General features: G+C 69.6%; 5 protein-coding genes, 1 tRNA gene and 1 pseudogene. All 7 read left to right on the top strand.

Annotated elements, in window-relative coordinates; translation table 11 throughout:
- Positions 1-198: pseudogene (locus tag ACZ39I_RS20100) on the top strand (DEAD/DEAH box helicase); the annotation flags it as partial.
- Positions 199-380: 182 nt separating this feature from the next.
- The gene (locus tag ACZ39I_RS20095; RefSeq protein ID WP_467245720.1) at positions 381-2495 is read left to right on the top strand and encodes an FG-GAP repeat domain-containing protein; all 2115 of its coding nucleotides are present in this window, start codon (positions 381-383) and stop codon (positions 2493-2495) included.
- A 48-nt stretch (positions 2496-2543) separates the two neighbouring features.
- A complete protein-coding gene (locus tag ACZ39I_RS20090; protein WP_467245719.1) occupies positions 2544-4079 on the top strand; it encodes an amino acid permease in 1536 nt (511 codons plus the stop codon).
- Positions 4080-4177: 98 nt separating this feature from the next.
- Positions 4178-4250 (top strand) — tRNA-Lys (locus ACZ39I_RS20085).
- A 454-nt stretch (positions 4251-4704) separates the two neighbouring features.
- Positions 4705-5211: a DUF5994 family protein gene (locus ACZ39I_RS20080; protein ID WP_467245718.1), complete on the top strand. Its 507-nt coding sequence runs from the start codon at positions 4705-4707 to the stop codon at positions 5209-5211.
- Positions 5212-5347: 136 nt separating this feature from the next.
- On the top strand, positions 5348-5539 hold the full coding sequence (locus ACZ39I_RS20075) for a CsbD family protein (protein ID WP_467245717.1): 192 nt from the start codon (positions 5348-5350) through the stop codon (positions 5537-5539).
- Entirely contained in the window at positions 5536-5883 is a 348-nt protein-coding gene (locus tag ACZ39I_RS20070) for a hypothetical protein (RefSeq protein ID WP_467245716.1), read from the top strand. Before ACZ39I_RS20075 ends, ACZ39I_RS20070 begins: the two co-directional genes overlap by 4 nt.
- Positions 5884-6055 lie beyond the last annotated feature (172 nt).

The following is a 6055-nucleotide window of genomic DNA, read 5'->3' as shown; positions in this document are numbered from 1 at the left end:
CGTCCGTCCACCCACCGTGGCAGCGACCGTCCCTTCAACCGCGACCGTCAGGGCGACCGCCCCACCGGTGGCTTCCGCTCCGGCGGCCACGACCGCCCCACCGGCCGTCGTGACGACCACCGCACCACCGGCACCGGCACCGGCACCGGTTCCTTCGGCCGCCGCGACGACAAGCCGCGCTGGAAGCGCAACGGCTGACACAGCGTGAGCTGAGCTGGGCCCGTACGACTTCGGTCGTGCGGGCCCTTTTCGTATTCGTATTCGACTACCGCACCCTGTGGGGCAGTTGTTAACATCCGTTGATCGCGTGACGGAGTGTGGCCGAGGGGGAAGACAAGGCCTGCCGCCGCGCCTTTTCTGACTTCCCTGGGGAGGGACCCTTGACCCGGCGTGCCCGGATCGCACTCACTCTTGTCTCGCTGGCCGCGCTGAGCGCCGGCACCCTGACGGCCGCGGGCCCGGCCGCCGCGGACACCACCCCGACACCGATCGCCACGGACGGCGTGTGGGGCATCGACTACGCCGCCGGCTATCTGACCAGCGTCGAGTACCGGCCGAACGGCGAACAGTACGTGGTCGGCCGGCAGGTCTCACCCGACGGCTCCGCCGTGCTGGAAGAGGCCACCCGCGGATACGCCGGCGTCTTCGCCGACGGCACCCACCTCCAGCGGGTGCCGTGCGACGCGGGCGACTGCGTGCCACTGCGCTCCACCGGTAACCAGAGCGTCGGCTACTTCCAGGTCGACGAGTACGGGAAGGAGCGCGCCCAGGTCTGGGTGACGCGGAACAACTACCACGGGACGGAACCGGCCGTTACCGGCGGCCGGTTCGTGGACGCCACCGGCCGCTACTTCGTCTACAACGCGGCCTCCACCGGCAAGCAGTACGTCGACGCCGCCAACCGGTACCGCGACGAGGACGTCCGTCTGACCCGCTCCGTCACCGCCGCCTCCGTCTGGGGCTCGGCGTTGTGGACGCCGGGCTCGGGCAACGGCGTCGTCACCCAGTACGACCTGGAGTCGAAGAAGACCGTCACGACCGTCTCCACCGGAGCCCCCTGCACGGTCAAGGAGCTCCAGGTCGTCGGCCGCTGGATCTACTGGAACTGCGGTCCCACGGGCGCCGCGGGCGTGTACGACCGTACGGCGAAGAAGAACATCACCGTGCCTTCCGGCCCTGCCCTCGTCGGTGACGGCTACCTCGTCCAGCACGACCGGAGCGCCGGCAAGCTCATGCTCACCGACTTCCACTCCGGTACGGCCGCCGCCGCGCGCGCGATCGCCGACCTGCCGGGCGGGAACACGGCCGACCAGCGGCGGCTGACCTGGACCGTGGACAAGTTCGGCGGGGGCGTCGCCTACGTCGGTACGGACCGCTCGATCCGGGTAGTGCCGAGCGGGGTGCCCGCGCAGCCGCTCGCGAAGATCGAGGCGGACCTGGACGACAGCGACTTCGACGCCGCAGGCCGCTACAGCGGCAGCATGACCTGGAACAGCGTCTGGCAGCTGAACAAGCCCGCCGACTGGACCTTCACGGTGAAGGACGCCCAGGGCCGCACCGACCGCACCCTCAGGGGCAGCGGTACGGCGATCGACCTGGCCTGGGACGGAAAGACGGAGTCGGGCGCGTACGCGTACAACGGCCCGAAGACCTGGACGCTGACCGCCACCGCCGCCGACGGCGCGGGCACGTACACGACGACCGGCACGTTCGGGCTCACCGGCGGCCGCCAGGGCCATCACGACCAGGGCCGCTACAGCTACGGCGAACTCGTCACCCTCAACTCCTCGGGTGCCCTGACGCTCCAGTACACCAGGGGCAAGGGCACCTTCGACTTCAAGGACAGCGCGTCCGGCTGGCCCGTCGGCACCGTCGCCGTTCCCTTCGGCGACATGGGCAAGGACCGCTGCGCCGAGATGCTGGTCCGGATGCCGAACGGCGAGCTGCGACGGTACGCGGGCATGTGCGGGGGGTCGTACAGCCCGTCGAACAGCCACACCTCCCTCGGCACCGGCTGGAACGCGTACAACGTCCTCACCGCGCCCGGCGACCTGACCGGCGACGGCCGGACCGACCTGCTGGCCCGCAAGGCCTCCACCGGGGACGTCTACCTGTTCGCCAACGACGGCGCGAGCAAGCTCAAGCCGGGCGTGAAGATCCGCAGCTGGGGGACGTACAAGAAGATCGTCGGCGCCGGTGACCTCAACGGCGACGGTTTCGGTGACGTCCTGGTGCAGGACAGGGCCGGGACGCTGTGGCGTTACGACGGCACCGGCACCGGCCAGGTGAAGGAACGGGTGAAGGTCTTCTCCAACTGGGGGGCCTCGTACAACGTGGTCGTCGGCGTCGGGGACATCACCGGGGACGGGAAGAACGACCTGGTCTCCCGGGACACCGGCGGCAATCTGTACCGCAACGACGGCAACGGCAAGGGGTCGTTCGGGCCGCGGGTGAAGATCGCCACCGGCTGGCAGGGCTACAAGGGCATTTTCTAGCCAAGTTGTGATGCATGTCACGCCCCCGGTGAGGGAATCGCTGGGGGCATGACAGATGACGACAGAGTGAGTGGGCTCTCCGACGAAGAACGGCTTGCCCAGCTCGGCTACACGCAGGTCCTCGCCCGCCGCATGTCGGCGTTCTCCAACTACGCGGTCTCCTTCACGATCATCTCGGTCCTGTCGGGCTGTCTGACCCTCTACCTCTTCGGCATGAACACGGGCGGCCCGGCCGTGATCACCTGGGGCTGGGTGGTCGTAGGCCTGATGACGCTCTTCGTCGGCCTGGCGATGGCCGAGATCTGTTCGGCGTACCCGACCTCCGCGGGCCTGTACTTCTGGGCCCACCGCCTGGCGCCGCCCCGGACCGCGGCCGCCTGGGCGTGGTTCACGGGCTGGTTCAACGTACTGGGCCAGGTGGCGGTGACGGCGGGCATCGACTTCGGCGCCGCGTCCTTCCTCGGTGCCTATCTGAACCTGCAGTTCGACTTCGAGGTGACGCCCGGCCGGACCGTGCTGCTGTTCGCCGCGATCCTGGTCCTGCACGGCCTGCTGAACACCTTCGGTGTGCGGATCGTGGCGCTGCTGAACAGCGTGAGCGTGTGGTGGCACGTGGTCGGCGTCGCGGTGATCGTCGGAGCCCTCACCTTCGCCCCGGACCACCACCAGTCGGCGTCCTTCGTCTTCGGCGAGTTCGTGAACAACACGGGCTGGGGCAGCGGCTTCTACGTGGTCCTGCTCGGCCTCCTGATGGCCCAGTACACCTTCACCGGCTACGACGCCTCGGCCCACATGACCGAGGAGACCCACGACGCGTCCACGGCGGGCCCGAAGGGCATCGTCCAGTCGATCTGGACGTCGTGGATAGCAGGCTTCGTCCTGCTCCTCGGCTTCACCTTCGCCATCCAGTCCTACGACGGCGCCCTGAACTCCCCGACCGGCGCGCCGCCGGCCCAGATCCTCCTCGACGCGCTCGGCGCCACGGCCGGCAAGCTCCTGCTGCTGGTCGTCATCGGCGCCCAGCTGTTCTGCGGAATGGCCTCGGTGACCGCCAACAGCCGCATGATCTACGCCTTCTCACGCGACGGCGCGCTGCCGTTCTCGCACATCTGGCACACGGTGAGCCCCCGCACCCGGACCCCGGTGGCGGCGGTGTGGCTGGCGGCGGCGGGGGCACTGCTGCTCGGGCTGCCGTACCTGATCAACTACACGGCCTACGCGGCGGTGACGTCCGTCGCGGTGATCGGTCTGTACATCGCGTACGTCATCCCGACGCTGCTGCGGCTGCGCAAGGGTGAGGGGTTCCAGCGCGGGCCGTGGCACCTGGGCCGCTGGTCCCGTGCAATCGGAGTGGTCTCGGTGGCGTGGGTCGCCGTCATCACGATCCTCTTCATGCTCCCGCAGGTCTCCCCCGTCACCTGGGAGACCTTCAACTATGCCCCGATCGCCGTCCTGGTCGTCCTCGGCTTCGCCTGGACCTGGTGGGCGGCCTCGGCCCGGCACTGGTTCCTCAACCCCGAGCACGAGCGCACCAAGGCCCGCGAGGCGGCCCGCGCGAACGCGCCCGAACCGGTCGATCCCTGATCTTCCCGCCCGTTCCGCCCGCCCGACACGGCCGTGTCCCGGATACCCGATCGGAGACACGGCCACGTCCGGCTATGCTCGGGGAGGCAACATCGCCTGGGCCCTTAGCTCAATTGGCAGAGCAGTGGACTTTTAATCCATTGGTTGTGGGTTCGAGTCCCACAGGGCCTACGGCTCGTAGGCGGGGGATATGCCCTCTGACCTGCTATGCAGCGCCTGAGTCGGCTTCGGTTGGCTCGGGCGCTGCTTCGTTCTCAAGCCACTGCGTGAGCGATGCGTGAGCGGATGTGCCCATGGCCTGCGGATCAGGTGCCGCTTGCGCCATCGTGATGGTGGGGTGCCGGAGCGTCTCCTTCACCGTGAACAGCGCAGCTGCCGCCCGCGCGGCAGGGCCGGCCCGCTCCTGGCCCGAGACCAGCCGCGCCTCGGGCGAGGACGACCACTGGACGTGAGGAGACCTCCTGGAGCCGTCCGGGCCGTCCGGCCGTCCGGTCGGCCTCGGCGAGGAGTAGCGTGAAGTCATCGGGAGTACCTCGCGCACCGGCCCCGACGCCGGTTCCGTTCCTGGTGAGCAACGACACCGGACATCTGCCCGCGCGCAGGGGTCCGGGGACGGGTCCGCACGATGTCCGCGACCACCGACCATCCCGCGCCGCGCGCAGTGCCCTTCAGGGCACCGACCGCGCGTCTCGCGCTCAAACTCGTGAACCCCACTTCAGAACATGCCGAGTTGGACGGCGCCTGGTGGCCCCGCTCACGCGACCTGGCCCACGAACTCCCCTCGCTGGCCGACGTACTGGACCCGCTGTGGGGACGGATCACCCGTATCGCCGTCAACCCCCGCTACTGGCCGGTCATCCCGCCCAGGATCTTCGTCAACGGTCATACGGTGAGGGTCGGTTGGTTCACCTCGGAGCTGGACCCGCACAAGATCCTGCTGCTGTCCGGCACGTCGGGCCCCTGGGACCTTCTGGTGGTTCCCCCCGAGACCGTCGCCCCCTCGGCCGCCCGGCTGATGGCCGCCGCGAGCGCGAGCACCGACCCGCAGGCGACCGCGACCGCTCTCATAACGGCGGAACAGACCGGGCACACCTCTTCGTCGTACCACGCCGACACCGCACACGCCGCCTGACTGGCGGTAGGGAAGTGACCCTGCGCGGCACCGCGTCGCCACGGGTCATGGCCCGACACGAACCGCCCGCACGGCACAGGGGCGCGATCCCCGGAACCCCCGCGAGGGTCCGCCCACCGGACAACAGGGAGTCGGCATGACCGTTTCACGGACCACCAGGAACCAGGCGCAGGCGATGAAGGGCAGGATCACCGAAGAACTCGGCCGGGTCACCCACAACAGGCGGCTGCAACGCCGGGGCAGGGCCGACCGAGTCTCCGCAAGCGTGAAACAGGCCGTCGACAAGGCCAAGGCCACCTTCGCACGGAACGGAGGCGACGCCCGATGATGTACGACCAGACGCGCGCCCAGCAGCCCGAGGGGCAGGCCCGGGTCTCCGCCGACCGTCGCCGGACGGGCCCGGAGCCACTGGTCCCGTCGGACGGACAGGACAAGGTTCTCCAGCGCCTCCGGCATGCCCTCAACGCCTTCGCCGACACACCGCGCGAGGCGCTGGAAGAGGCCGAAAGCGCCTACGACGAAGCCACCGCCCAGCTCGTGAACGCCCTCGCGGAACGGCGGCAGGTCCTGCGCGCCGGCTGGCAGGACCGGGATCCCGAGACGCAGTCCGACGAACTCCGGCTCGCGCTGAGGCAATACCGGGAGATCACCCAGCGACTGCTCCATTTCTAGGCGGCCGTCGCTCCGCGTCGCGGCGGGGCGCGGAGTAGTGTGGACCGTACCGAGAGCACTTCGCACACCGGCTTTCACGCCGGGTCGTTCTCGGCGAGAGATGAAACCCGGGCCGCCGCACAGCGGCCCGAGACGGGTCCGCGCCATGTCGGCGACCTTGAACCCAACCCTG

Source organism: Streptomyces sp. NPDC024687 (genome assembly GCF_055559055.1).
Note: the sequence above shows the minus strand (reverse complement) of the source record. Positions and strands in the feature narration are given on the sequence as shown.